The 25,831-nt window shown below is 70.1% G+C and carries 24 protein-coding genes, 1 pseudogene and 1 riboswitch; of the genes and pseudogenes, 10 read left to right on the top strand and 15 right to left on the bottom strand.

The annotated features are described in order from the left end of the window. Nucleotides 1-169: 169 nt before the first annotated feature. From groL to PT931_RS13330, 4 genes are all read right to left on the bottom strand, one after another. On the bottom strand, nucleotides 170-1,789 hold the full coding sequence (gene groL / locus PT931_RS13345; RefSeq protein WP_363725380.1) for a chaperonin GroEL: 1,620 nt from the start codon (nucleotides 1,787-1,789) through the stop codon (nucleotides 170-172). A gap of 177 nt (nucleotides 1,790-1,966) precedes the next feature. Further along, complete coding sequence (locus PT931_RS13340; RefSeq protein WP_456246038.1) at nucleotides 1,967-2,788, bottom strand: hypothetical protein; 822 nt, start codon at nucleotides 2,786-2,788, stop codon at nucleotides 1,967-1,969. A gap of 40 nt (nucleotides 2,789-2,828) precedes the next feature. Continuing rightward, nucleotides 2,829-3,728 carry a LysR family transcriptional regulator gene (locus tag PT931_RS13335; RefSeq protein WP_456246037.1) on the bottom strand — a complete coding sequence of 300 codons (900 nt, stop codon included), beginning with the start codon at nucleotides 3,726-3,728 and terminating at the stop codon, nucleotides 2,829-2,831. Between the two features lie 54 nt (nucleotides 3,729-3,782). Next, entirely contained in the window at nucleotides 3,783-3,986 is a 204-nt protein-coding gene (locus tag PT931_RS13330) for a cold-shock protein (protein WP_363725374.1), read from the bottom strand. Nucleotides 3,987-4,215: 229 nt separating this feature from the next. Here PT931_RS13330 and PT931_RS13325 point away from each other — a divergent pair, with 229 nt between their 5' ends. Continuing rightward, nucleotides 4,216-5,007 (top strand): phosphotransferase family protein, encoded by a 792-nt coding sequence (locus tag PT931_RS13325; RefSeq protein ID WP_456246036.1) that lies wholly within the window; start codon nucleotides 4,216-4,218, stop codon nucleotides 5,005-5,007. A 211-nt stretch (nucleotides 5,008-5,218) separates the two neighbouring features. Here the strand turns inward: PT931_RS13325 and PT931_RS13320 are convergent, their stop codons facing one another. The 7 genes from PT931_RS13320 to thrC all read right to left on the bottom strand — a co-directional run bounded on the left by PT931_RS13320 (nucleotide 5,219) and on the right by thrC (nucleotide 12,797). Further along, nucleotides 5,219-6,181, bottom strand: a complete 963-nt coding sequence (locus tag PT931_RS13320; protein ID WP_456246035.1) for an HAAS signaling domain-containing protein — start codon at nucleotides 6,179-6,181, stop codon at nucleotides 5,219-5,221. Further along, entirely contained in the window at nucleotides 6,181-6,510 is a 330-nt protein-coding gene (locus PT931_RS13315; RefSeq protein ID WP_456246034.1) for a PadR family transcriptional regulator, read from the bottom strand. The genes PT931_RS13320 and PT931_RS13315 overlap by 1 nt, the downstream gene beginning before the upstream one ends. 127 nt (nucleotides 6,511-6,637) lie before the next feature. Beyond that, on the bottom strand, nucleotides 6,638-8,305 hold the full coding sequence (gene paaN / locus PT931_RS13310; protein WP_456246033.1) for a phenylacetic acid degradation protein PaaN: 1,668 nt from the start codon (nucleotides 8,303-8,305) through the stop codon (nucleotides 6,638-6,640). Between the two features lie 53 nt (nucleotides 8,306-8,358). Further along, entirely contained in the window at nucleotides 8,359-9,090 is a 732-nt protein-coding gene (locus PT931_RS13305; protein ID WP_456246032.1) for a hypothetical protein, read from the bottom strand. Between the two features lie 26 nt (nucleotides 9,091-9,116). Further along, nucleotides 9,117-10,136, bottom strand: coding sequence for a GNAT family N-acetyltransferase (locus tag PT931_RS13300; protein ID WP_456246031.1), 1,020 nt, complete (start codon nucleotides 10,134-10,136; stop codon nucleotides 9,117-9,119). A gap of 41 nt (nucleotides 10,137-10,177) precedes the next feature. Continuing rightward, complete coding sequence (locus PT931_RS13295) at nucleotides 10,178-11,161, bottom strand: GNAT family N-acetyltransferase (RefSeq protein ID WP_456246030.1); 984 nt, start codon at nucleotides 11,159-11,161, stop codon at nucleotides 10,178-10,180. Between the two features lie 379 nt (nucleotides 11,162-11,540). Next, nucleotides 11,541-12,797 carry a threonine synthase gene (thrC, locus tag PT931_RS13290; protein ID WP_363725358.1) on the bottom strand — a complete coding sequence of 419 codons (1,257 nt, stop codon included), beginning with the start codon at nucleotides 12,795-12,797 and terminating at the stop codon, nucleotides 11,541-11,543. 11 nt (nucleotides 12,798-12,808) lie between these two features. Further along, a riboswitch (SAM riboswitch) is annotated at nucleotides 12,809-12,923 on the bottom strand. 100 nt (nucleotides 12,924-13,023) lie between these two features. Between thrC and PT931_RS13285 the strand changes: the two genes are divergently transcribed. The 4 genes from PT931_RS13285 (at nucleotide 13,024) to PT931_RS13270 (ending at nucleotide 15,549) form a co-directional block, all read left to right on the top strand. Further along, on the top strand, nucleotides 13,024-13,902 hold the full coding sequence (locus PT931_RS13285; RefSeq protein ID WP_456246029.1) for a helix-turn-helix domain-containing protein: 879 nt from the start codon (nucleotides 13,024-13,026) through the stop codon (nucleotides 13,900-13,902). Beyond that, the gene (locus PT931_RS13280) at nucleotides 13,895-14,098 is read left to right on the top strand and encodes a DUF397 domain-containing protein (protein ID WP_456246028.1); all 204 of its coding nucleotides are present in this window, start codon (nucleotides 13,895-13,897) and stop codon (nucleotides 14,096-14,098) included. Before PT931_RS13285 ends, PT931_RS13280 begins: the two co-directional genes overlap by 8 nt. 128 nt (nucleotides 14,099-14,226) lie before the next feature. Continuing rightward, entirely contained in the window at nucleotides 14,227-15,078 is an 852-nt protein-coding gene (locus PT931_RS13275; protein ID WP_456246027.1) for a helix-turn-helix domain-containing protein, read from the top strand. A 159-nt stretch (nucleotides 15,079-15,237) separates the two neighbouring features. After that, entirely contained in the window at nucleotides 15,238-15,549 is a 312-nt protein-coding gene (locus PT931_RS13270) for a hypothetical protein (protein ID WP_363725351.1), read from the top strand. On the opposite strand, the gene PT931_RS13265 is transcribed toward PT931_RS13270, so the two are convergent. Continuing rightward, a complete protein-coding gene (locus PT931_RS13265) occupies nucleotides 15,539-16,069 on the bottom strand; it encodes a hypothetical protein (protein ID WP_456246026.1) in 531 nt (176 codons plus the stop codon). The genes PT931_RS13270 and PT931_RS13265 overlap by 11 nt on opposite strands. Nucleotides 16,070-16,252: 183 nt before the next feature. Between PT931_RS13265 and PT931_RS13260 the strand changes: the two genes are divergently transcribed. Together PT931_RS13260 and PT931_RS13255 are read left to right on the top strand one after the other, a co-directional pair. Then, nucleotides 16,253-16,915, top strand: a complete 663-nt coding sequence (locus tag PT931_RS13260) for a lipocalin family protein (protein WP_456246025.1) — start codon at nucleotides 16,253-16,255, stop codon at nucleotides 16,913-16,915. Next, nucleotides 16,912-17,766, top strand: a pseudogene (locus tag PT931_RS13255) (trypsin-like peptidase domain-containing protein); the annotation flags it as partial. The gene PT931_RS13260 and the pseudogene PT931_RS13255, both read left to right, overlap by 4 nt. Nucleotides 17,767-18,291: 525 nt before the next feature. Here PT931_RS13255 and PT931_RS13250 read toward each other — a convergent pair. From PT931_RS13250 to PT931_RS13240, 3 genes are read right to left on the bottom strand one after another with little or no spacing between them, the layout of a single operon-like run. After that, nucleotides 18,292-19,164: an ABC transporter permease gene (locus tag PT931_RS13250; protein WP_456246024.1), complete on the bottom strand. Its 873-nt coding sequence runs from the start codon at nucleotides 19,162-19,164 to the stop codon at nucleotides 18,292-18,294. Continuing rightward, nucleotides 19,161-19,298 (bottom strand): hypothetical protein, encoded by a 138-nt coding sequence (locus PT931_RS13245; protein ID WP_456246023.1) that lies wholly within the window; start codon nucleotides 19,296-19,298, stop codon nucleotides 19,161-19,163. Before PT931_RS13245 ends, PT931_RS13250 begins: the two co-directional genes overlap by 4 nt. Continuing rightward, nucleotides 19,285-21,792, bottom strand: a complete 2,508-nt coding sequence (locus PT931_RS13240) for an alpha/beta fold hydrolase (RefSeq protein WP_456246022.1) — start codon at nucleotides 21,790-21,792, stop codon at nucleotides 19,285-19,287. Before PT931_RS13240 ends, PT931_RS13245 begins: the two co-directional genes overlap by 14 nt. 59 nt (nucleotides 21,793-21,851) lie before the next feature. Between PT931_RS13240 and PT931_RS13235 the strand changes: the two genes are divergently transcribed. The 3 genes from PT931_RS13235 (at nucleotide 21,852) to PT931_RS13225 (ending at nucleotide 25,831) form a co-directional block, all read left to right on the top strand. Beyond that, nucleotides 21,852-22,139, top strand: a complete 288-nt coding sequence (locus PT931_RS13235; RefSeq protein WP_456246021.1) for a hypothetical protein — start codon at nucleotides 21,852-21,854, stop codon at nucleotides 22,137-22,139. After that, nucleotides 22,136-23,365: an amidohydrolase family protein gene (locus PT931_RS13230; RefSeq protein ID WP_456246020.1), complete on the top strand. Its 1,230-nt coding sequence runs from the start codon at nucleotides 22,136-22,138 to the stop codon at nucleotides 23,363-23,365. Before PT931_RS13235 ends, PT931_RS13230 begins: the two co-directional genes overlap by 4 nt. 366 nt (nucleotides 23,366-23,731) lie before the next feature. Beyond that, a complete protein-coding gene (locus PT931_RS13225) occupies nucleotides 23,732-25,831 on the top strand; it encodes an AAA family ATPase (protein WP_456246019.1) in 2,100 nt (699 codons plus the stop codon).

The raw sequence follows: 25,831 nt of genomic DNA, 5'->3' as shown, positions 1-25,831 counted from the left end.
CGCGGACGCGGCCCCGGGCCGAGAAGTGGCCCCAGACGCGGACCCAGCGTCACCTCTGACCCCAGGCCCAAACCCCAGGCCGCCAGCCCCAACCCCCACCCCACCCCACCAAAAAGCAGAGGGCGGACCCGAAGGCCCACCCTCTGCTGAGGTAGATCAGATCAAGGACTTAGAAGTCCATGTCCCCACCGGGGTTACCGGCCGGAGCGGCCGACTTCTCCGGCTTGTCCGCGACGACAGCCTCGGTCGTGAGGAACAGCGCGGCGATCGACGCGGCGTTCTGCAGCGCGGAACGCGTCACCTTGGCCGGGTCGATGATGCCCTCGGCCAGCATGTCGACGTACTCGCCGTTGGCCGCGTTGAGGCCCCAGCCCGGGGTCAGGTTGCGCACCTTCTCGACGATGACGCCACCCTCGAGACCGGCGTTGACGGCGATCTGCCGCAGCGGGGCCTCGAGCGACACGCGGACGATGTTCACGCCCGTGGCCTCGTCACCGGTCAGGTCGATCTTGTCGAACGCGGTCGCGCCGGCCTGGACGAGCGCCACGCCACCACCGGGGACGATGCCCTCCTCGACGGCCGCCTTCGCGTTGCGAACGGCGTCCTCGATGCGGTGCTTGCGCTCCTTGAGCTCGACCTCGGTGGCCGCGCCGACCTTGATGACCGCGACACCGCCGGCGAGCTTCGCCAGGCGCTCCTGCAGCTTCTCGCGGTCGTAGTCGGAGTCCGACTTCTCGATCTCGGCGCGGATCTGGTTGACCCGGCCCTGGATCTCGTCCGCCTCGCCGACGCCGTCGACGATCGTGGTCTCGTCCTTGGTGACGACGACCTTGCGGGCGCGACCGAGGAGCTCGAGACCGACACCGTCGAGCTTGAGGCCGACCTCCTCGCTGATGACCTGGCCACCGGTGAGGATGGCGATGTCGCCCAGCATGGCCTTGCGGCGGTCACCGAAGCCCGGGGCCTTGACGGCGACGGACTTGAAGGTGCCACGGATCTTGTTGACGACCAGGGTGGCCAGGGCCTCGCCCTCGAGGTCCTCGGCGATGATCAGCAGCGGCTTGCCGGACTGCATGACCTTCTCGAGGATCGGCAGCATGTCCTTGACAGCCGAGATCTTCTGGTTCGCGATGAGGATGTACGGGTCGTCGAGAACCGACTCCATCCGCTCCGCGTCGGTGACGAAGTAGGGCGAGATGTAGCCCTTGTCGAAGCGCATGCCCTCGGTGAGCTCGAGCTCGAGGCCGAAGGTGTTGCTCTCCTCGACGGTGATGACGCCTTCCTTGCCGACCTTGTCCATCGCCTCGGCGATGATCTGACCGACGGTGTTGTCACCGGCCGAGATGGAGGCGGTGGAGGCGATCTGCTCCTTGGTCTCGACGTCCTTCGCGAGCTTCGACAGCTCCTCGGAGACGGCGGCCACGGCGGCCTCGATGCCCCGCTTGAGGGCGATCGGGTTGGCACCGGCGGCCACGTTGCGCAGACCCTCGCGGACGAGAGCCTGGGCCAGCACGGTGGCGGTGGTGGTGCCGTCGCCAGCGACGTCGTCCGTCTTCTTGGCGACCTCCTTGACGAGCTCGGCCCCGATCTTCTCGTACGGGTCCTCGAGCTCGATCTCCTTGGCGATGCTCACACCATCGTTGGTGATGGTGGGGGCGCCCCACTTCTTCTCGAGCACGACGTTGCGGCCCTTCGGGCCGAGCGTCACCTTCACGGCGTCGGCGAGGATGTTCATGCCCCGCTCAAGGCCGCGGCGCGCCTCCTCGTCGAACGCGATCAACTTAGCCATGGTGGCGTGTCCTCCGCTGCTGCGTTCTGCCCGGGTAAGGGCTGAATGTACGCAAGGTCCGAGTCGAGTCAGTGCCCGCGACGGACGACCCTACGGAGGGTCTCACCTTCTCGACCTGGCACTCGCAGTGCACGAGTGCCAGGTCAACGTTTAGCACTCTCCAGCCGCGAGTGCAACCTATGAGGCCTCCCGGAGGAGCTGTTCCGTGCTCAGCGGGGTCTCCCGGGCGCGGAGGTCGGCGTAGGTCACAACGGTGCCGGCCAGCACCAGGACGAAGATCGGCAGCGCGACGACGGCCGACCAGAGGCCGCCGCCGACGTCGGCCACGAACCGGCCCACGTCCCCGCTGATCGAGGCGGACAGGCCGGAGGGCGCGCCGAGGCAGCAGGACAGGACGATCACGACCAGCGCGAGGGGTACGAGCCGGGACAGGGTGTGGCCGAACCGCGCGTGGGTGAGCTTGAAGGAGCGCGGGATGCCGCCGGTCCGCTCGTACACGATGACGGGGGTGACCAGCGAGCAGGCGATGGCGAAGTAGACCGAGCCGATCAGGCACAGGCAGATGCCGAGGGCGATGAGGATCGAGCTGAGGATCTGCCAGCCCCAGACGGCGAGCGCGCGGGTCCGGCCGAACCGGAGGGCCTGGCCGAGGGTGACGGTCCGGCCGGCGGCCTCCTGGGTGATGGCCCACACCCCGGCGGCGGAGCCGAGCGAGCCGAGGTAGGCGGCGCCGATCCAGACGACGAAGGCGAGGAGGCCGGCGACCGGGCGGAAGTTCCAGTTGTCGGCGGCGTTCTGGTCGTAGGAGACGTTGGTCAGGATGGTGAGCAGGACGGTGGGGCCGGCGATGGTGACCGCCGCGATGGTCAGGAGCGACTGCCAACTGCGGCGCAGGACGCCGACCACCCGGTCGTACCAACCGCCGAATCCGGCGGCGGGGTCGGGCACGAGCGGGTCGTCGGTCGGTTGGCCGATGGCCTGATAGCCATAAGTCGCCATGTTCGCCCCCTATTGGGTAGTTGAACATTGCTTAGCATGGCTAGATATAATTTTTCCGAGAAACAGCCTGAACGAATGCGGTGACCGCCTTGTCCCGGGAGCCGGCGAGCCGGATGGCGCGCAGTTCACGGGCCAGGGAAAACCCGTCGACGGGTACGAGCACGAGGCTCCCCGCCGCCAGTTCCTCCCGGACGGCCAGCCGGCTGAGAATGGTCGCGCCCAGCCCGGCCCGGACGGCAGCCTTGAGCGCCTCGGTGGAGGTCATCACGCCGAACGGCTCGGCGATCAGGTGCCCTGCCGCGGCGGCCGCCGCCTCGTAGGTGCGCCGGGTGCCCGACTCGGCCTCGCGGAGCAGGAGCCGGGTGGCCACGAGCGTCTCCAGCGGCAGCGGGCCGTCGAGCCGGGCCCAGGCGTGTTCGGGTGCGACGAGGACGACGAGCTCGTCGCGGTCGAACAGCCGGGTGGTCAGCCCGGCGGTGGGGATCGGCCCCTCGACGAACCCGACGTCGACGGCCCCGGAGCGCACCAGCGCGGTGACCTCGTCGGAGTTGGCGACGGTGAGGGACACGGTGACGTCCCCGGCGGCGGCGATCCGCCCCGGCAGCACGTACTCGGCGTTGGTGTAGCTCGCGGCCACCCTGATCCGGCCCTGGGCCCCGGCCCGGAGCGTCTCGGCCTCCCCGGCGAACCGGTCGGCGGCGGCGAGCAGGTCCCGGGCGAGGTCGGCGAGCCGGGCGCCCTCGGCGGTGGGCCGGCAGCCGCGCGGCGTACGGATCAGGAGTTCGACGCCGACCCTGCGTTCGAGCCGGCGGAGCGCCTCGCTGGCGGAGGGCTGGGTGATCTGGTGCGCGCGGGCGGCGGCGGAGATGCTGCCGGTGGCGACGGCGTCGACGAACAGGCCCAGTGGCACGAGGTCGGCGAGCCCGAGACGACTACCCATAGGTTCAGTCTATGGGTAGTCCACCCCGTCTCGACGCGGTCTCCCGCGAATGGCTCAACCAGCCAGGCGGACGTTCTCCGCCTGCGGACCCTTCTGGCCCTGACCGATCTCAAATTCGACCCGCTGGCCGTCCTCGAGTGACTTGTACCCATCCATTTGGATCGACGAGAAGTGGACGAAAACATCCTGCCCGCCATCCACAGCGATGAAGCCGTAGCCCTTTTCGCTGTTGAACCACTTGACGCTACCTTCAGCCACAGCCGCACTTCCTTCTGCCAAACACCCCGACGCCGCACGCCGCGCACGCCGGCATCAAGCCATTCCCGGTGCTCGATGAACGCACGCTACACGAGCCGATCAACCTACGCACTAATACAAACCGGACAGTAGAAATAACGCTGCGACTGTGGACAATCGCGGCTAGATTCTGTTTCTTATGCGCGCACAACCACCACCGTCCCGGGCGACTCTCGATTGGCTACACAAGGTGATCGGCGCCGACATCGCGTCGGCCGTGCCGCTCACGGGGGGCGTCGCACAGTCCGTGACGGGGGTGACGACGACCGACGGCCGGGAGTACGTGCTGCGGTTGTGGAGCCGGCCCGACTGGCGGGAGACGGACCCCGACCACAGTCCGGAGAACGAGACCGCGGCGCTCACGGCGCTCGTCGGCAGTGGCCTGCCGGTGCCGGAGGTCGTGGCGGTGGACGCCGAGGGCCGGCACGGGGAGTACCCGGCGCTGCTGATGACCCGGCTGCCAGGCGCGATCCTGCACAGCGCCACCCACCACTCCCCGACCGCCGAGCCGCTGACCGCCGACATGCTCCGGCAACTGGTCGACGCGGCCGACGTGCTGCACGCGCTGCCGGTGCCCGACGTCGGCCCGTACGCGCCGTACGAGGATCTGAGCGGGTGGGAGCCGCCGTCGGCGCACCCGGTGTGGGAACGCGCTCTCGCGGTGGCCGTCGCCGGCCCGCCCCCGAGCCCGGACGTGTTCCTGCACCGCGACTTCCATCCCGGTAACACGCTGTGGCGGGACGGGCGGCTGACGGGCGTGATCGACTGGACCACGGCGGCCCGGGGCCCGGCGGGCGTGGACCTCGCGCACCTGAGGATCAACCTCGTCCTGGCGTACGACCGGGCGACTGCCGACTCGGTGCTGCGGTTCGCTTCCGAACACAATCCTTACTGGGACGTCCGGGCGGTGCTCGACATCGTGGACGAGGACGACGAGGACGACCTGCCGACGGTCGAGAGCTATCTGGAGAGCCTGCTGTGACCGTCCGCCGCGCGACCGTCGCGGACACCGCGCGCCTGCGGGCCCTGCGGATCACGGTGTCCGCCGAGGACCAGCTCCGTCGTGTGTGGATGCACGGAGCGCGCGGCGCTCTGGGGCGCCGCGCGCCGTACCGGGTTCAGGGTCGGCAGGACCTGAGCAGGGCCAGCGACGGGAGCGGGTTCTTCCGGACCGCCCTCCCGCACCGAGCCAGTCAGGGCACCGCCGAGGGGCTCGCGCTGGTGGCCGGGGTCGGCGTGGCGCCCGGGGAGGCACTCGGGGCCACGGACGGGGTCGCCGACGGGCGCGGGTTCTGCGGGGCCCCGGAGCGCTGGATCGGCCCCGGCCCCTGCTGGTCCTGCGGGCACAGCGGGTAGATCCACCGGTCCGGCCGGCCGAAGCTGTCGCCGTCGCTGTAGACAACCGACTGGCGGCACCGGTACGGGTTGCCCATCTGGATCGGGTCGCCGTTCTGGTCGTAGATCCGGACGTCCTTCAGCGGCCTGCCCTCGGCGTCGTAGGCGACGATGTCCTGCACGTGCCCCCACCGGTCGTAGCTGTTGTAGGGGGCGTTCCGGTCCGCCGACTCGGCGACGATGACCAGGCCGACGAGCGCGATCGGGAACGCCGCGGCGAGCAGCAGCCACCGGGGCCAGCCCCGGGTCGTCCGGGTCCGCCGGCCCAGCCAGACCGAGAACGCGACGGAACCCAGGAGGACGAGCAGCCCGAGCAGCGGCTGTCCGTTGCCGCCGCCGAAGGGCAGCAGGCCGGGACCGCCGCCGGTGAACACCAGCATCAGGAAGCTCGCGATCACCCAGCCCCGGAAGATCCACCAGGCCGGTCGGAGAGCGAGGAACAGATCCATGATCCGGGGGTACCCGACGAGGGTGCCCAACCGGACGTCCACCCGGCTGAGGAAGGCCGCGAACCGCCGCCAGTCCAGCGAGGTGGCGTGGCCGTTGCCCGCCGGGTCCAGTCCGGCGGCGGCGCGCAGTTCGGCCGCGTACTCCGCCGGGGTGCCCAGCCGCTCGGTCAGCGTCCCGCTGTGCTCGGCCTCGATGTCGGCGAGGTGGGCGGGCAGGTCCTCCATGAGGTCGTCGCGCACCTCCGGCGGCAGGTCGGACAGCGCCGCGCGGACCCCCGCCAGGTACGCCTCGCCCGAAGTCGTCGTGCTCATCACGCTGCCGCCTTCCCGTCGAGCAGGCTGTTCATGGTCCCGGCGAACCCGCGCCACACCGTGCTGGACCGGGTGAGCTGGGTGCGGCCGGCGGGGTTGAGGGCGTAGTACTTGCGGTGCGGGCCCTCTTCGGAGGGGACCACGTACGTGGTCAGGTAGCCGGCGGTGAACAGCCGGCGCAGGGTGCCGTAGACGGAGGCGTCGCCGACCTCGTCCAGTCCGGCCGCCCGCAGTCTGCGGAGGATGTCGTACCCGTAGCCGTCGTCTTCGCGGAGCACGGCGAGGACGGCCAGGTCGAGCACTCCTTTGAGAAGCTGGGTGGTATCCACGCATCAGACAGTACTGCGGACCGCGAAGTACCGTCAAGACGGAACTACCCCTCGCTGCGCCATACACCTGTGGGTACAAAGAAGCGGGCGGGCACCCGGAGGTGTCCGCCCGCTGGAAGTGCGCCGCCTAGCTGTGCCGGCGGGACTGCACGATCCGGAACCGGTTGGAGACGTAGGCCCCGTCGGTCAGGGCCGAGTTGGCCGCCCGGTTGGCGCCGCTGGCGTGGAAGTCCGAGTACGCCGCGGACTGGTTGACGAACACGCCGCCGGTCAGGTTGATCGACAGGTGGGTGCCGACCTCGATCGCGGCCTCCTCGACGACCCGGAGCACGTCCTCGTCGGTGGAGTAGACCCCGGCGGTGAGCGCGCCCTTCGCCTCGACGGTGCGGGCGAACAGGTCCACGCTCTCCGTGGTGCCGGCCGTGGCGATCAGGAACGAGATCGGGCCGAACCACTCGGTGCCGTAGGTGTCCTCGTCGGACGCGTCGAGCTTGACGATCAGCGGGGTGCGGACCACGGCGTCCGGGAAGTCCGGGTGGGTGTGGGCGACGGAGTCGAGGACGACCTCGCCAACCTTGCGGGCCAGGTCGAGCCGGCCGATGACGCCCTCGTTGACGATCGCGCCGATCAGTTCGACGGCGCGGGCGGGGTCACCGGTCAGCTTGGCCACGGAGCCGGCGATCCCGGCGGCGACCTCGTCGAAGGTCTTCACGCCGTCGGGGGTGGAGATGCCGTCGCGCGGGATGTAGATGTTCTGCGAGGTGGTGCACATCTGGCCCGAGTACAGCGACAGGGTGAACGCGATGTTGCGGCACATCCCGGAGAAGTCGTCGGTCGAGTCGATGATGATCGTGTTGACGCCGGCCTTCTCGGTGTACACGACGGCCTGCTTGGCGTTCTCCTCCAGCCAGTCGCCGTATTCGGTGGAGCCGGTGAAGTCCACGATCTTCACCTCGGGCCGGGTGGCCAGCACGGAGGCCAGCTTCTCGCCCGGGGCCTCGGGGGCGAGCTGGACGAGGTTCGGGTCGAACCCGGCCTCGGCGAGCACCTCGCGGGCGACCCGGACCGTGATGGCCAGCGGGGCGATGGCGCGCGGGTGCGGCTTGACGATGACCGGGTTGCCGGTGACCAGGGAGGCGAACAGGCCCGGGTAGGAGTTCCAGGTCGGGAAGGTGTTGCAGCCGACGACGAGGGCCAGGCCACGCGGTACCACGTGGAAGGTCTTGGTCATCTTCAGCGGGTCGCCCTTGCCGGCCGGCTTCTCCCACTCGGCGGTGGCCGGGTGCCGGGTCATCTCGGCGTAGGCGTAGGCGACGGCCTCCAGGGCGCGGTCGAACGCGTGCGCGGTGCCGGCCTGGAACGCCATCACGAACGCCTGGCCCGTGGTGAACTGCACGGCGTTGGCCAGCTCGAACGTGTTCCTGGCGAGCCGGTCGAGGATCTCCAGCGTGACGCCGGCCCGGGTCTGCGGGGTGGCGGCGCGCCACGCGGGCAGCGCCTCCTGGCCCCGGGAGATCAGGGTGTCGGCGTCGGTGTGCGGGTACCGGATACCGAGGTCGACCCCGAACGGGCTGGTCTCGGTGGCGACCCGCTCCGCGCCGTCGAGCGGGAAGTCCGCGTTGTGGTACGCCTCGAAGGCAGCCTTGCCGTCCGCGGCGGCCGTCTCGCCCCACACGCGGGGGCTGGGCGATTCGGGGTAGGCCGACCAGTAGCCCCGCTCCCGGATCGCGGTGAGCGCGGCGTCGAGTTTGTCGCTGTGTGTGGCGAAGAGGTCCGCAGTCATGCCCACCATCATGCCCCGACTGTGACAACTTTCGGCAATCTGATCACCAACGTGTCATGGACGTGTCAGCAGGGTGGTGGTTCGACCTGGTCGGTGACGTAGGCGTGGGTGACGTACTGGCCGCCGTAGAGCCGGTCCCAGCGGTCCGTGGAGCCGATCTGCTCGCCCCGGGTCTGGCACTCCAGGGGCAGCACCGCGTACGGCGCGGCGAACCCCACGACCGGGTGGTTCGTCCCGGGCCCGGACCGCAGGTTGAGCAGCGTCTCGGCCTTGCCGGCGCCCGGGGACACCCCGGTCCACAGGAAGGTCACGGTGACCCAGGCGTTGTTGGTGAGCCGGAGACCGTCCCAGAAGGTGCCGTCGGCGAGGTCGATGCCCGCCGGGTTGTCGACCGTGCGGCCGAACTCGTCCTTCTTGGCGTTGTAGTCGTCGTAGTAGGCGGCCTGCGCCTGGGGTGTGCCGTGCGGCAGGTCGCCCCATTCCTGCCGGTCGGGGTTCCAGTAGTCGTCGTGGGTGTTCCAGGGGCCGACGTCCCACACCGGCGCGTACTCGCACCGGCCGTTGTCGGAGCACACCTGCACGCTGCGGTCGCCGCCGCCCTTGGCCGACAGGCCCCGACGGGACGGGAGGGCGACGAAGTGGTCGTGGGAGGTGATGACGTGTCCGTTGGCGGTGTTCTTGCCGACGAGCCCCTCGCGGGTCGCGTACACCCGGGACTGGAAGGGCGGGTCGTCGGCCGCGTAAGCAGGGGTCGGAGCCACCGTGATGACCCCGACCAGCACACTAGCTATCTTCACCCACATAAAAGAACATTAGGCGGGTTTTACAACTCCTGCTGCCAGTTCACCCAGGTATTCGCCCAGCGGAACCCCATCCGCTCGTTAATCACGATCATGTAGCCGTTGTCCGCGGCGTTCGAGGTGTCGATGGCCCGGAGCTGCGGATACGTGGCCCGGTAGTAGGCCAGGTTCTCCAGTTTGACGATCGTGCCGAGCCGGTGGCCCCGGTGCGCGGAGCTGGCGATGGTGTTGTGCTGCCAGGCGTGCCACTCGTCGCCGGCGTCGGTGGCCAGCGCCGAGTAGGCCGCGAGGGTGTCGGTCTCGCGGTGCACCAGGCCCACGGCGAAGTGGAGCTGACCCCGGATCCGGGCGACCTCCTCGCCGGCCTTGACCCGGTCGGCGTCGATCTTCTCCTCCTCGAAGGTGAAGTCGCCGATCGGGGACTCCATCATGATCCGCCGGTCGAGGTAGGCGAGGTCGTCGGCGTACTTCTCCGGGACCCGGTCCTGCCAGGTGATCAGGTCGTAGCCCTCGGCGTGCGTCCAGGCCTCGGCGAGCTGGCGGGCCAACTCCTCCTCGGACACCACGCCGGGTACCCACCGGCGGTGCGCCTCGTCGAGAACCCGTCGGAAGCCCATCGCCTGGGCGAACGCCTGGCCGGGGCCGTGCGGACTGCCCTCCTCCTGACCGGGGAGCGCCTCGGTGGAGTCGGTCTGGAGGTTCTTGCGGTTCTCGGCCTTCGCGCGTTCGACGGCCTTCGCGTACAGCGCGCGGCCGATGCCCTTGCGGCGGTGCTCCGGGTGCACGGTGAAGTCGGCCCCGATGTTGTCGAGGTTGTCGAGGGTCGGCATGGACAGGCCGAGCAGGCCGACCGGTTCGCCGTCCTCGGTGGCGATCCAGTACTCACACTTCTCGCCGGGCCACGGGTTCCTGAGTCTTCCGATGTCGCGTTCGAGCGTGGGGAACGGAAACTCCGCACGCTCGTGGGCATGGGCGGCGAGGTGCACCGCGTGCCAGGCGGCCGCGGCCGCGTCGTCGGTCACATCGAGCTGAGTGATATGCATACCCGTCAGACTGACGAACGCGGACCGACGCCGCGACCGAATTATGCCAACACCTGCTTGTACTCCTGGTCGATCTTGCGGACCCGGAAACCCATCGCCTCGTTGACGGCGATCATGTGCCGGTTCTCGTCGGCGTTCCAGGTGTAGAGGGTGCGCAGTTCCGGCAGCTCCGAGCGGACGAACGCCAGGTTGGCGAGCTTCACGATCGTGCCGAGCCGCCGGCCCCGGTGCTCCGGGTGCGCGATGGTGATCCACTGCCAGCCGAAGTCGTCGAAACCATGATCGAGGGCAATCGTCGTGTACGCGACCAGCCGGCCCCCGTGCAGCACCCCCGCGTTGTACCGCCGCCGTTTGCGCACGTCGAGCGCCGCGTCCTTGGCCCGGACCAGGTCGACGTCGATGTCCTCCCGCTCGACCGGGATGTCACCCATCGGGATGTCGAGCAGCATCCGGCCGTTGAGGTAGGCGACGTCGGCGATCACCGAGTCCGGCGTGCCGTCCCGCCAGGTGATCAGCTCGTAGCCCTCGGCGTGCGTCCAGGCCTCGGCGAGCAGGGCGTCGAGGTCCGCCTCGGGCACGGTGCCGGCCTCCCACTTGCGGCACACCTCGTTCAGGGCCCAGGTCGCGCCCACAGTCCCGGCGAACGCCCGGCCGGCCTCGCCGTGCGCCTGGCCGATGAGGACGGTGCGGCCGAGTGCCCCGGCGCGCTCCAGGACCTTGGCGTGCAGGGCGCGGCCGACGCCCCGGCGGCGGTGCTCGGGGAGCACCCAGAGGTCGACGCCCAGCAGGGTGAGGTTGTCCCGGGTCGGCCAGTCGAGGACGAGGCCGCCGACGATCCGGCCGTCCTCGACCGCGATCCAGTGTTCGTAGCCGGCGCCCGGCCACGGGTCGTCCACGGCGTCGACCCACTGTTCGCGGCACCGGGGCGGCATGTCCGGATTCTCGGCGTGCCAGGCGGTGTTCATGGCGGCGTAGCGTTCCTCGACCCGGGCCAGGTCCGAGGTGTCCAGCTCGATGATGTCCATGGGTCCACCTTGACCGCCGCACGGTCCCCCCGCGACCGATTAACCCTGGACAAAAAGGAGCCGCCCCCGAGTCCTCGGGGGCGGCTCACACGTTGGTCGGGAGAACGCTCGCTTGAGCAGCACCGCCAAATTGCGGCACCGCTGCACCGATCGAGATCGGAGCACATCATCGAAACAGGTTTCGACGGTGGTTACGGCGTCCTCCCGCAGAGAAAATACTCTTCCTCTACTACCCCGTCGTCAAGCAGCCAAGTTATAGTTATCGATCGTTAAGCTCACCGTGAGTGGCGACTCGCCCGGGGACACCGGACGACTCGCCAACCCACCAGCACACATTACGCAGTGCCTTGACTACGCTATGTAGTTTGTGTGACCTAAGTCACAACAACCCAGCCTCACGGGCGGCGCGCAAAGAAGGCTTCACCTGGTGCGTCGGGCCTACGCGATCGGCCACGGCGTCCAAAGTCTTCAGTCCCTCGCCCGTGTTGTACACAACTGTCTCAGCCGACGGGTCGAGCTTGCCACTCTCAAGAAGCTTTTTGAGGACCGCGACCGTGACGCCCCCGGCGGTTTCCGCGAACACGCCGGTCGTGCGGGCCAGCAGCTGGATCCCGTCGCGGATCTCGTCGTCGGTCACCGAGTCCATCCAGCCCCCGGTCCGGCGCACCGACTCCAGGGCGAACGGCCCCGCCGCCGGGTCACCGATGTTCAGGGACTTCGCGATGCCGGTCGGCTTCACCGGGGTGATCTGGTCCTTCTCGTCGCGCAGCGCGGTGGCGATCGGGTCGCAGCCCTTCGACTGGGCGCCGAAGACCTTCCAACCACTCTCGGGTACGAGGCCGATCTCGACCAGTTCCTCGAACGCCTTGTCGATCTTCGTCAGCAGCTCGCCGGACGCCATCGGCACGACCACCTGGGCCGGGAGCCGCCAGCCGAGCTGCTCGGCGACCTCGTAGCCGAGGGTCTTGGAGCCCTCCGCGTAGTACGGCCGGACGTTGACGTTCACGAACGCCGTGTCCTCGAACTCGTCCGTCTCGGTGAGCTCGCCGCAGAGCCGGTTCACGTCGTCGTAGGAGCCCTCGATGGCGACGAGCTCGCCCCCGTAGACCGCCGTGGTGATGATCTTGCCCTGTTCGAGGTCGGACGGGATGAACACGATGCTCGGCACCCCGGCGCGGGCCGAGTGCGCCGCCACCGAGTTCGCCAGGTTGCCCGTCGACGCGCACGCGAACCGGGTGAAGCCCAGCTCCTTCGCCGCCGTCAGCGCCACCGACACCACCCGGTCCTTGAACGAGTGCGTCGGGTTCGCCGAGTCGTCCTTCACCCACAGCGTGCCGGTCATGCCCAGCTCGGCCGCCAGCGCGTCCGCCCTGATCAGGGGGGTCAGACCGGGGTCGAGGGTCACCCGGGAGGCGGGGTCCTGGCCGGCGGGGAGGAGCGGCGCGTACCGCCAGATGTTCTGCGGGCCCGCCTCGATCTGCTCGCGGGTGACCTTGTTCAACGCCGCCTGGTCGTAGCCGACCTCAAGAGGGCCGAAGCACTCGAAACAGGCGTGCTGAGCGATCAGCGGGTACTCCTGGCCGCAGGCTCGGCACACGAGACATCGAGCGGGTGAGTTGGTTGCGGACAGCGCCATGCGCGGATTCCTTCCCATCTTTCCCGGATTCGATCTTCGATCCGGGCCGGATTTGGCACCTAACCCACATGTGTGGCGGTTGCCGGAGCGTCAACGGGCCGTTCCCTCGGCTCCTCTGGATGAGGTATTCAGTTGTGCCCAGCATTCTATGGGCTTTTTCCACCACCCGACACGTGAGCCGCACCACGCTCGTTGAACCTTCCGATCGGGGACAAGGAGGTCCGAAATGGCAGTAGGGCACAGCCCAATGGTGCGTCGGAGCAGGCTGGGCGCTGAGTTACGCAAGCTCCGCCGGGACAAGCAGCTGACCATCGCGAACGTGGCCGCACTCGTCGGCTGGCAGGCCTCGGAGCTCAGCAGGCTGGAAAACGGCAAGCTCCGACCGGACCTGTCGGTTGTTATGGACATTCTGGACGCGTTGGAGGTGATCGGCGGGCAGCGCGAGATCCTGATCTCCATGGCCCGCGACGCCAACCAGCGCGGTTGGTGGAAGGCGATGGTGGGGCCGATGTTCGAGCGGTACCGCCAGATCGCCGAGATCGAAGCGGGCGCCACGGACATCAGGCAGATCACTCTGCTGTACGTGCCCGGGCTCCTCCAGACGGAGGACTACGCCCGGTCGCGCCTGTCGCACTACCCAAGCTTTTCCGAGCCTGGAGCGCTGAACACAGCTATCCACGGTCGGCTAACGCGTCAGAAGCTCCTCGACAACGAGGAGACGCGGTATTCGGTGATCATGGATGAGGGAGTCCTTCATCGCCGAACCTGCCCACCGGCGATCATGGTCGAGCAGTTTCGACACTTGGTCAAGATAGGGCAACGGTCGAACATCGTGATCCGAGTTCTACCGTTCAACTCCGAGATCTACGAGCGAACCTCGATGGCTTCGGGCTTCACACTATTCCGGTATGCGAGTCCGGATGACCCGCAGGTCACCTTTGTCGAGACCAGCTCCGTGGACCTGATCCTCAGCGACTCCGAGGATCTGGCCCGCTACGAGGCGATGCACCAGGAGATCTCCTCGCACGCGCTGAGCGCTGAGGACTCAAGGACTCTCCTCGAAGAGGCGACTGAGCGATTCACCGTGATGGACCAGCATGGCTGAGCCGCTGTTCGTCGACTGGCGCAAGTCCCGTCGATCAGGAGATGCACAAGCGTGCGTCGAAGTTGCGTCGAATGTCGAGCATCACCTGCTCGGCGTTCGTGACACGAAAGCCCGCTCCGCTGGCACGCTCGTCTTCAGCGGCTTGGACTGGCAAGCATTCGTTGCCGGGGTCAAGGCTGGCTCCTTCGTGCGCTGACAGGCTCTACATGCACAACGACTGTGTGGCCCTGGGGAACCTCCCGGGGCCACACATATTTATTCCGTGACTCGAATATCGGGGCTTCGAGCTATGGGCATGGTGCAATCTGGAGCTACCGTCGAGGGATGTCGAAATCGGCTGATCTGTTCCGGCGGCGCCAGGAGCTAGGGGTCGCCCTCCGCGAGCTTCGTGAATCCGCAGGTCTGAGTGGTTCCAGGCTCGCGGCCAGGCTGGGCGTAAGCCAGTCGAAGGTGTCGAAGATCGAGACCGGCCTCAGTAGACCTTCCGTCGAGGAGGTCGAAAATATGCTGAACGCTCTGGAGGCGAGCACAGAGGTTCGGCGAAAGATCCTCAAACTCGCGCAGGTCAGTCCCTTGAGCTTCACGCACATGAGCGCCATGCGTCAGGTCGGCTTGGATCGCAATCAGCAAAACGTGGGAGCACGGGAGCGGGCGGCTCTGGAATACAGGAACTACTCTCCGACCTTCATCTCCGGCTTGTTGCAGACTCCTGAGTTCATCCGCTCACTGTTCGTCAAGCCGCTCTTTGTTGGAAGCGTCAACGCGCAACGAATGATCACAGCACGCGTCGATAGGCAGCGAATTCTCTACGAACCAGGGCGACACTTCCGCTTCCTGTTTTCGGAGGCGGCTTTGCGCAGCCGACTCTGTTCCGGTCCCGTGATGGCCATGCAGATGGACCACATCGCGTCCATGTCTCGACTCGATAGTGTGGACATCAGCGTGCTCCCGTGGACCACTCGAATCCCTCAGGCAACCCTCCACCACTTCACGATCTATGACGAGCGGCTGGTTGTTGTCGAGAACATGCACGGCGACCTGAAGGTTCGCGATCACAAGGACATCGTCATGTATGCGGAGCTATTCGAGTCGCTGCATGGGGTGGCGCAACACGGGGACGCCGCGAGGGAGTTTCTGCGGGAAGTGGCTGACGAGCATCGGGGGCTGCCGGACTAACCGATGCGCGCCGGGTCGGGGCCCACCGTAACCATCTAATGATTTTATGCCTTGACCCGCATGAATTCGGTCCTCCGTCGGGGCACGGTCCTAGCGTTTTGGGCAGCCGGGGCGGTCCCTTCCCCCTGATCGCCCCGGCCGACCCCGAAGGGAGAAGCCATGGCCACCACGGCGACCGCGCTCGGCACTCTGGACACCGTCTCCAACGGCCCCCGCGACGCGATCCTCGGACTCGCGCTCGACGGGATCGTGCACTGGATGACCCCGGGTGAGGGGTACCGGCTGCACCACGACGGCCTCGACTGGCGGGTGACCGGCGGGCGGTTCCACGGGGCGGTGCTGACCCGGGCCGGGCAGCCCGTGTTCCGGCTGCCGACCCAGCACGGGGACGAGCCGCTCAGCGTCCAGCACGCCTACACGGCGCAGCTCGGCCCCGACGGGCAGTGGGAACTGTGGCGGCTCAACTGGTGAGGAGTTTGGGCAGGTCCTCGATCCAGGCGAGGACCATCCGCTCGTAGCGGATGCCGTATTCGCAGGTCACCAGGCGGTAGGTCTCCCCCGCCTCCAGCATCGCGATCCGCTCGGCCTCCAGTTGGGCGAGCCGGGCCTCGTGCGCCCCGCGGTGGCCGCCGAGCAGGACCTCCAGCTCGTCGGTGCCGAAGTGCTCGCCGAAGCCGATCCGGAGCAGCAGCTCCTCGCGGGGCTGCTGGACCTGCGGCACCCCGACCAGCCAGGTGGCGAACGCCTCGCGCCCCGCGTCGGTCAGGTGGTACGGCACGCTGCCCCGGGGGCCCGTGTCGCCCGCCCCGACCAGGCCGCGGCCGGCGAGCAGTGGCAGTTCCCGGAAGATCTGGCTGCGGGTGATACCCCAGAAGGGGCTGATATCGGACTCGGCCGCCCGGGCCAGCTCGCCGGCCGTGGCCGATCTCAGACGGTGCAGCAGACCGAGAGTCGCGGCGGAGGTGGCGTTCAGGTCGCGCGGCTGCCTCATGGAACAGAATTGTCCGCTGAAATGACGAACTTCGGTGTCTAAAAAGGGTTAGCTGTCAGTTAAGACGTGTCGTGTCGTGGGGAAATCCGTGCTTTGAGCCCGAATTGGCTGGGTCCACAGTTGACGGATGAGTGAGCAAGATCCACAGTGGAAAGTGTCGTACCCCGCTGGCACAATTCTGGCATGCGGGACGTGAGCGGGAGACGGTTCGGGGGCGCGATCCTGGCGTTGGCCCTCGTCAGTGTGCTGTCCGGGGTGGCCGCGATCGGGCTGGCCGCCGTCTCGGTCGCCAGTGTCGGCTTCGGGCCCGAGCGGTGCTGCCCGGCCGGCGGGCCACCGACCCAGCCGAGCCCCGCGCCCCGGCCGAGCGCCTCTCCCGGGCCGACCCGGGTCGTCGGGCTGCCGGCCTGCATCATCGGCTCGTGGCGGGTGGTGTCCGAGACCTCCATGGTGAAGTACTACTCGAATGCCGACCCCTTCGCGGCCAGCTCCAGCCCCGGCAAGTCGTATGAGTTCCGCGCCGACGGCACCGGCACCGAGAAGTGGGACAACGTGACCTACACCGCCAACAGTGGCGGCTCCACCCTCCGCCTCCAGTCCAACGGGACGGCGGAGTTCACCTGGACGGCGACGGGGGACACGGTGACGTATCTGGCGCGGACCAGCGTGAATCTCAAGCACCACTGGTCGGTGCCCGAGGGGGAGTCCGACGCGACCAGCTCACCGAACCTCTCACTGAACGAGACCGACCGGTACAAGTGCGGGGCCACCGGGTTCGAGGAGAGCAACGACACGGGCTACCGCTCGGTGTGGGCGCGCACCGCCGGCTACGGGTTCTACGGATGAGGCGCGGCACGGGTCACCTCACAGAGGTGGGCGGCCAGATGGGGCGCGCGGTCTCCCGGCTCGGGCTTGCCGCCCTGTTGGGGCTGGTCGTGCTCGGGATCGGCGCACCGGCCGGGGCTGCGCCGCCCAGTGCCGAGGAGCGGGCCGCCGCCATTGCCCGGCCGGCCATTGTGATCGTGGAGATCCGGTGGCAGGCGTGGGTGCGGGACACGAAGACCGGGGAGGTGTTCGGCGGCAAGGAAGGCTACCGGATCGTCAGCTCCTGCACCGGGTTCGGGGTGCACGCCGACGGCCTGCTCGTCACCGCCGGGCACTGCGTGGACCCGGGGCCGGAGGGCATCGGCCGGGCCCTGTTCGGGATCGTCGCCCAGGAGCTGGCCACCGTCGGCCGGATCGGCGACACCGCCAGGGCCGTGGCCGCGCTGGCCGACCGCGCCGTCGCCGAGGGCCCCGAGAAGGACAGCCCCGTCAGCCGCGAGGTCGTCGTGCACCGGGGCGTCCGGGTCGCCGACCGGACCGTGGACGACCCGCTGCCCGCCGAGGTCGTGCACATCCTGCCGCACAGCCGCGGCGACGTCGCCATCCTCAAGGTCGAACGGGGCCGCCTCCCCGCCCTGGAGATCATCGACGGCAGCGACCTGCCCGTCGGTACCCCGATCCTCGCCATCGGCTTTCCCGGCTCCGCCGACCGGATCAGCGACCCCACCCTCGAACCGAGCGCCAAGGACGGCCGGATCAGCAACCGCCGCACCATCGCCGGCGTCCCCTTCTACGAGGTCAGCGCCGCCTCCACCGGGGGCATGAGCGGCGGGCCCGTGGTGGACCAGTCCGGTCGGGTGATCGGCATCGTGAGTTCCGCGCCGGCCGGCGAACCGCAGGCGTTCAACTTCATGGCCGCGTCCTCGCTGGTCGCGGGGGTGCTGCGCGGCAAGGAGATCCCCAACGGGCTGGGGCCAGTGGACCGCAATTACCGGTCCGGGCTCAAGCAGTACTACGCCGGCCACCACAAGGCCGCCATCGAGTACTTCGACGCGGTCCTCAAAGCCTCCCCCAGTCACCAGCAGGCGTGGGAGTACCGGAGGTTGGCCGGGCAGACGCCGGGGAGTTCGGCCGTGCCGAGTCTGGTGATCGCGTTGTGCGCGCTGGTCGCGGTGGGGACCGGGGTGGTGGCGGTGTTCCTGTTCATGCTGCGGCGGACCGCTGCCGCTGGGGGCGTCGGGGCCGGGCCCGGGGCTCCGATCGGGCCGGTGTCCGGGCCAGGCTTCGGGCCGGCGGTAGCGCCGGTGTCCGGGCCGGGGATCGTGCCGGTGTCCGGCCCCGGATACGGGCCACTGCCCCGGCCGGTGGCTGAGCCGTGGGCCGGGGCAGAGGGCCGGTTAGCTCACCACGTCCTTGCGGAGGAAGCGCCACCAGCCCAGCGCCACGAAGATCGTGACGTACAGCAGGGCGGAGATGGTGCCCCGGATCATGTCCTCGGTCTGGATCGGGCTGGCCAGCAGGCCGAGCCAGCCGGTGTCGTAGTGCCCGGGGAGCCAGTTGCGCAGGTCCCCGAGGGCGGTCACCGCGTCGAGGATGTTCGCGATGATCTGCAACAGGACCGCGCCGCCGACGGCACCGAGGGGCGCGTCGGTGCTCACGGACAGCAGGAAGGCCAGGCCGGCGATCGGTAGCAGCTGGATCGCCAGGTAGGCGACGACGCCGAGGACCCGGCCGGTGCCCGTGCTGGCCGGGAGGACGCCGCCCAGCGGGGTGCCGAGGTCGTGCCAGCCGAAGAAGATCCAGCCGAACAGGGTCGCGCTGCCAGCCAGCAGGAGTACCGCGATGGCGCAGTAGGTCAGGGCCACCGACAGCTTCACGGCGAGCAGCCGCGACCGGGGCACCGGGACGGCCAGTAGGTAGCGCAGGCTCCCCCAGCTCGCCTCGCTGGCGATCGTGTCCCCGCAGAACAGCGCCACCACCACGATCAGCAGGAACGTGGACGACACGAACAGCGAGAAGATCGTGAAGTTCAGGGCGCTGCCGGTCGCCAGATCCACCAGGCTGCCGTACGCGCTCTGCCGGGTCGACTGGTTGCCGCCCGGGTTGAGCTTGAACGCGCCGGCCAGCAACAACGGCAGGAGGGTCAGGAAACCCAACGCCATCTTGGTACGCCGACGGGTCAGCTGGCGGCGGAACTCCACCCCGTAGCGCAGGGTGCGGTGGGCGTGCCAGCCGGTGGCGCGGCCGTCGGTCTCGGTCACGGTGGTCACCGGGGCACCTCCTGGAGGCGGGGGATGGACGCGGCGGGGGTCGGGGTGCTCAGAAGGAGCGCGGAGCGCGCCCCACGGTGCGGTGTGGCCGGCAGGCAGCCGCGCGGGGCCACCCGGGGGTCAGTCGCGGTCATCTTCCGGGCCTCCCTCGACCAGGGCGAGGAACGCGTCCTCCAGGCGGCGGCCCGAGCTGGCCACATCGGCGACGGGCCCGGCCGCGACGAGCCGGCCCTGGTTCACCACGACCACGTGCGTGCAGGTCTGTTCGACCTCCGCCAGCAGGTGACTGGAGACGAGCACGGCGCGGCCGTCGACGGCGTACTTCTTCAGTACCCGGCGCATCTCGGCGATCTGCGGCGGGTCGAGCCCGTCGGTCGGCTCGTCGAGGACCAGCAGCTCCGGCATGCCGAGCATGGCCTGCGCGATGGCGAGGCGCTGCTTCATGCCGTGCGAGTAGGTGCGGGCCTTGCGGTGGATGGCCTTGCCCAGGTTGGCGATCTCCAGGACCTCTTCGAGGCGGGAGTCCTCGGCGGGGCGGCCGGTGGACTGCCAGTACAGGCGGAGGTTCTCCATGCCCGACAGGTGCGGGAGGAAGCCGGGGCCCTCGACGAGCGCGCCGAGCCGGGACAGCACCGGGGCGCCCGGGATGAGCTGGTGGCCGAAGACCAGGACCTGGCCGGCGCTGGGGCGGGTGAGGCCCATCAGTACCCGGAGGGAGGTGGTCTTTCCCGCGCCGTTGGGGCCGAGCAGGCCGACGACCTGGCCGCGTTGCACGGTCAGGCTGATGTCCCGGACGGCGACGTAACCGCCCGCGTACTCCTTGCGGAGGCCCTTGATGACCAGCGGGGTGTCCGCGTACTCGGCGACGACCGCGCGGTCGCGGCCCCGGTGCCGGGCCCGGGCGATCAGGACCGCCGCCAGGATGCCGAGCAGGATCAGGCCCACCAGGACGGCGAGCGCGATCAGCAGCGGGGTCTCCGCCGTGATCAGCGGGGTGCCGGCGGCGGTGGGCAGGGCGACCGCGGTGCCGGCGGCCACGGTGTAGACGACCGGCTGGACCGGGCCCTGGTAGGACTGGTCGGAGGTCGCGATCACCACACGCACCCGGTGCCCGACGTCGATCCGGGTGGAGATCGCCGGCAGGGTCACGTTGACCGGCTGGGCGGCGGCGAGGTCGGCGGACAGGCCGGAGAGCCGGATCGGGGCGACGAGGCCGTTGGGCAGGGAGGCCTGGCCGTTGGGGCTGACGTCGTACAGCTTGGCGAACAGCACCGCCTCGCCCGTCGGGGACGCGACGCGCAGCTGCACGCTCGGGGTGCCGACGACGTCCGCCGCCGTGGTCAGCGGTTCGGACTCGAAGGCCGCGTTCTGGCCGGTCATCTCGACGCTGGTCAGGCCGGTGCCGCCGAGGGACAGGCCGGGCAGGACCGAGATCGCGGAGGGTACGCCGTTGGGCGGGCTGGCGATCCGCTGTTCGCGTCCGGTGATGTCGACGGAGCGCTGGGAGCCGTCCAGCCCGGGGTACGCGTCGAGCTTGAAGCCCGTCGTCGTCAGCCCCCGCTCCTGCGCGCTGACCCCGGTCACCCGGCTGTACGTGAACGACGTACCCGGCGCGTCGCCCTGCTTGAGCAGGTGGTGGTCGAGCCACTGGACGGTCAGGAACTTGACCCGGTCCCGGTCTGCGTTGGAGCCGACCCCGCCGTCGTGCCCGCCGGAGAACCAGGCGAGCCGGACGGGCGCGCTGGTGATGGCCTTCGCGTTGGCCTCGGCCTCGGGCAGCGGGAACAGCGAGTCGGCCATGCCCTGGATGAGCAGGGTCGGGGCGGTGATCTGGCCGGCGATCGCGTTGGGGCTGACCTCGCGGAGCAGCTTCACGGTCTCGGGGGTGGCCCGGCCGGTGGTCACGGTGTCCAGGAACGCCGCGCAGACGTCCTTGGCGAACCGGCCGCACTGCGGGTCACCGGGGACGCCCCGGGTCGGGGCACCACTACCGGCACCGCCGAGGGAGAAACCCGAACCGGAGCCGAACAGGACGCCGACCCAGCCCTTCTTCAGCACCCCGTTCTCGGGCGGGCCGCCGGAACCGTCGGGCAGCAGCGACCGGGCCAGGTCGTTGTACGTGATCTGCGGGACGATGGCGTCCACCCGCTTGTCGACGCCGGCCAGGTTGAGGGCCAGCGCCCCGCCGTACGACCCGCCGACGACGCCCAGCTTCGGGTCGCCGGCCGCGTCCAGCGCGACGGACGGGCGTTGCGCGGCCCAGTCGATCAGGCCCTGCGCGTCCTTGATCTCGAAGTCGCGCGCGTTGAGGTGGATCTCGCCCGTGGACCGGCCGAAGCCCCGGGCGGTCCAGGTCAGCACGTTGTAGCCCCGGCCGGCGAGTTCCTTCGCGGAGTCGGCGACGGAGTTCTTCGAGCCGCCGAAGCCGTGCGCGAGCAGGATCAGCGGGGCCTTGCCGGAGGCCTGGGCGTAGAAGGTGGTGTCGAGGGTGACGCCGTTGACGGGCAGTTGGGCGTCGGTGGTGCGGTAGTCGGCTTCGTCATCCGAGAAGTACCACCAGGAGAGGCCGCCCAGGAGGACGATCACGAGTGCGAGCGCCCACAGGCGATGGCGACCGATCAAGCGCATGCTGGCGACTGTACGCGGCGCGATGGCGTCGGCTAAAAAAATACGGTTAAATCTCCCACATGCTTGGCCCTGACATCCCCCCGCCCCATGAGCCGTTCAAAACGGACGCCTTCGAACAGCGCTGGCCGACCGGCGCCTCGAAATGCGAACTCATCGATGGCGCACTCATCTTCTCCGGCGCCTTCGACGAACGCGACGTGCAGACAGCCACCCGCGCGTACCCGGGCCGCCGGGTCCAACTCGGGCCGGACAACGGCGTGGAGGTGTACCCGGGCGGCAGCACCTGGACGATCTGGGACCAGTGGGGTGGCGTCGAGGCGGCGCGAGCCGCTATGAACAACGGATGACCCGGACCCTGATCCACGGCGGTGTCGTGTTCGACGGCACCGGCGCTGCCCCCTCCCCCGCCGACGTGGTCGTCGAGGGGGACACGATCGTCGAGGTCGGCACCGGCCTCGACGGCGATGTCGCGATCGACGCGACCGGCCACACCCTGCTGCCCGGCTTCTTCGACTGCCACGTGCACGTGATGTTCTCCGGTGTGGACTACCTCAAGGGGCTGGCCAGGCCGTTCTCGCTGCCGTTCTACGAGTCCGTGCACAACCTGCGGGCCACCCTGGACTGCGGTATCACCTCGGTGCGCGACGCAGGGGGCGCCGACCTGGGCGTCAAGGAGGCGGTGCGCCGGGGGCTCGTGGCGGGGCCCCGGATGCAGATCTCCGTCAACGCGCTCAGCCAGACCGGCGGGCACGGGGACGGCTGGATGCCGTGCGGTACCTCCGTGAAGCTGTTCCCCGCGCACCCGGGGCGGCCGCACGGGATCTGCGACGGGCCCGACGAGGCCCGGAAGAAGACCCGGGAGATGCTGCGCGCCGGGGCCGACGTTCTCAAGATCATGACGTCCGGAGGGGTACTGTCCCCGCGCGACGACCCCCGGCACGGCCACTTCCGCGACGCCGAGGTCGCCGTGATGGTCGAGGAGGCCGCGGCGGCGGGCAAGTACGTCATGTCCCACGCCCAGGCCGCCGACGGGATCAAGGTGGCGCTGCGCAACGGGGTCCGCTCCGTCGAGCACGGCATCTACCTCGACGACGAGGGCGTGGACCTGCTGCTGGAGCGCGACGCCTGGCTGGTGCCGACGATGCTCGCCCCCCAGATGGTGCTCCGGATCGCGGCGGACGGCGGCGGCCTGCTGCCCGAGGTGATCGAGAAGGCCCTGATGGTGGTCGACCAGCACACGGCCGCCGTCGAGCGCGCCGTCGCGGCGGGCGTGAAGATCGCGATGGGTACGGACTCCGGGGTCGGCCCGCACGGCGACAACCTGGACGAGTTCCGCCTGCTGATCGAGGCGGGCATGACCCCGGCGGCGGCCCTGCACACCGGCACCGGTTCGGCCGCCGAACTCCTGGGCGTGGCCGACACGCTGGGCACGATCGCGCCCGGCAGGAAGGCCGACCTGGTGCTCGTGGAGGGCGACGCGCTCGCGCACGCCGGGGCCAAGGGTGCGCTCAAGGAGTCGATCCGGGGCGTGTGGCTGGACGGCAACCGGGTGGTGGACCGCACCGGCGCGTGACGGGCGTGAGGCCCGCAACCGGGTGACGGGGAGGGCGGCGCCGGGCTGGTGCTGGGCATGGCGGCGCCGGGCCCTCACTCTCGTGCCGGGGAGGGACCCTGTCGCGGAGTCTGCCGCCCCGGAGGCACGCGGGGCGCGGGGAGCGCGGACATGCGCGCGGGGCCTGGCGCCATTGGCGGGGCCGCATTCCTGCCCGTGGCGAGCCGGACTGCCCCCGGTGGGCGCGACGCGGCACCGGCCAGCCCCGAAGGCACGCGGGGCGCGGGGAGCGCGGACGGGCGCGCGGGGGCTCGTACCCATCTGGTGGGTTGAGGGGTTTCGTTTCTGGCCCCTCCCGGGGCGGCGGGGGGCGGCTAGTGTCGGGGCGTGACCGAAGCCCTGACGTTGACCGCCAGCCTGCGCCCCGCCGCCCTCGACGCCCGCCGGGGCATCGTCCGGCTGCACGCCGAGGTGCTCACCGCCCTCGGGCTGCGCCCCGGTGACCCGATCCGCCTCGTCGGGCGCCGGGAGACCGCCGGCATCGCGGCCCTCGCCGAGCCGGGCACCGCCCGGGGCCTGCTGCACGCCGACGACCTGATGCTCGGCAACCTCGGCGCGCGCGACGGCTCCTCGGTCACCGTGTCCGCGCTGCCCGTCGAGGCCGCCCGACGGATCACCGTCGCCGGCGAGCCCGAGATCATGGCCTCGGTCTCCCCCGAGATGCTCCGCCTCGCCCTGCTCGGCAAGGTCGCCACCCTCGACGACAACGTGTCCCTGCTGCCGCACGACGTGGCGTCCGGCGCGCGGCAGAGCCTCGCCAACCGGGTCGGGCTCGCGTGGACCACGGTGCTGCTCACCGTCACCGCCGTCGAGCCCGGGCCGACCGGGCTGGTCACCATGGACACCGTCGTCGGCTGGCGGGACGGGCACGCCACCCACTCGCCGTCCGCGCCCGAGCCCGCCGGCCCGGCCGCCGAGGAGATCGAGCTCGCCGGGCTGCGCGGCCAGGCCCAGCAGCTCACCGAACTCCTCGACCTCGGCCTGCACCACCGCGAAGTGCTCGACTCCCTGGGCACTGACGTGTCGCTCGGCGTCCTCATCACCGGGCCGGCAGGCTCCGGAAAGTCCACACTGGTCAGAGCCGTCGCGCACTCCCTGAAGGCCCGGGTCACCACCCTCTGGGGCCCCGAACTCGCCGCCCAGCCGCCGAACGACGCCCTCGCCGCGCTCCGCCGGTCCGAAGGCATCCTGCTCGTGTCCGATGTGGACGCACTTTCCGGCGGGCTGGCCACCGCGTTCCGCTCCCTGATCGTCGACCGGGTCACCCGCGGCCGGGCCGTCATCTGCACCACCAGCCGCCCCGAGGACCTCGAACCGGGCCTGCGCGGCCCCGGCCTGCTCGAACACGAGATCTCCGTGCCGCTCCCCGACGCGATCGGCCGCCGCGAACTCCTCGACGTCCTCACCCGGGGCGTCGCGCTCGCCCCGGACGTGCTGCTCGACGACGTCGCCGGCCGCACCCCCGGCTTCGTCGCCGCCGACCTGTCCGCCCTCACCCGTGAGGCCGGGGTCCGGGCCGCCCTCCGGGTCCGGGGCGGGGCCGCGCCCCAGGTCACCCAGGCCGACTTCGACGCCGCCCTCGAGGTCGTCCGGCCCAGCTCCATGGGGCAGTCGACCCTCGATCTCGGCCGGATCACCCTCGACGAGGTCGGCGACATGGCCGACGTCAAACAGGTGCTCACCGAGAGCGTGCTGTGGCCGCTGACGTACCCGGACACGTTCGCCCGGCTCGGCGTCGACGCGCCCCGCGGCGTCCTGCTGTACGGGCCGCCCGGCTGCGGAAAGACGTTCCTGGTGAAGGCCATCGCCGGTACCGGGAAGGCGAACGTCCTGTCCGTCAAGGGTGCCGAGCTGCTCAACAAATGGGTCGGCGAGAGCGAACGCGGCGTCCGCGAACTATTCCGCCGCGCCCGCGACGCCGCCCCCACCCTGATCTTCCTCGACGAGGTCGACGCGCTCGCCCCGCAACGCGGCCAGTCCACCGACGGCGGCACCACCGACCGGGTCGTCGCCGCCCTCCTCACCGAGCTCGACGGCGTCGAGTCCCTCCGCAACGTCGTCGTCATCGGCGCCACCAACCGCCCCGACCTGATCGACCCCGCCCTGCTCCGCCCCGGCCGCCTCGAACGCCTCGTCTACGTCCCGCCGCCGGACGCCACCGCCCGGGCCGCGATCCTGCGCGCCTCCGCCCGCAGCGTGCCCCTGGCCGCCGACGTGGACCTGTCCGCGCTCGCCGAGGAGTTGGAGGGGTTCTCGTCGGCGGACTGTGCGGCGCTGCTGCGGGAGGCGGCGCTCGCGGCGATGCGGGAGTCGCTGGACGCGGCCACCGTGACCGCCGCGCATGTGGCCACGGCCCGGGAGCGGGTGCGGCCCTCGCTGGATCCTGCGCAGGTGGCGGCGTTGGCTGCCTACGCGGCGACGCGGTGA

It is taken from the genome of Longispora urticae (assembly GCF_053902585.1).
Note: the sequence above shows the minus strand (reverse complement) of the source record. Positions and strands in the feature narration are given on the sequence as shown.